The organism is Acinetobacter sp. KAM396 (assembly GCF_021602765.1).
GTDB classification, from domain to species: domain Bacteria; phylum Pseudomonadota; class Gammaproteobacteria; order Pseudomonadales; family Moraxellaceae; genus Acinetobacter; species Acinetobacter towneri_A.
In genome coordinates, this window is sequence record NZ_BPPH01000119.1 from 1 (window position 1) to 362 (window position 362).

Annotated in this window: 1 protein-coding gene; it reads right to left on the reverse strand. The window is 48.9% G+C overall.

The annotated features are described in order from the left end of the window. Positions 1-362, reverse strand: a 362-nt coding sequence (locus L6C30_RS14790) for an IS66 family transposase (RefSeq protein WP_236163346.1), incomplete at both ends; no start/stop codon positions are given.

Consider the following 362-nt stretch of genomic DNA (forward strand, 5'->3'; position numbering starts at 1 on the left):
AATTGATCGCCTTGGCGGTTGGAGAACTCGATGGCACAGTCAGTTGATGTTGGTTGAGCCATTCATACAGTTGTTGCATCACCGGTTGACTATGCTGTTGTCGGTATTCGCGGCGCTGTTCTGCTGTACCATCGGTCTTTTTCCTGAGTTCTGCTTCTATGGCATACAGTTTCTGAATCAGCACTAATGCCTGTTCAGCGACCTGACTTTTTTTGGTCACATGCAGTTCATGGAATTTACGACGCGCATGCGCCATGCAGCCCACCTCAATGACCTGACCTGATTTAAAGCGTGCTTTATAACCGCTGTAATCATCACAGACCAGATGGCCCTGCCAGTCTTTCAGGAACGCTTCAGCATGC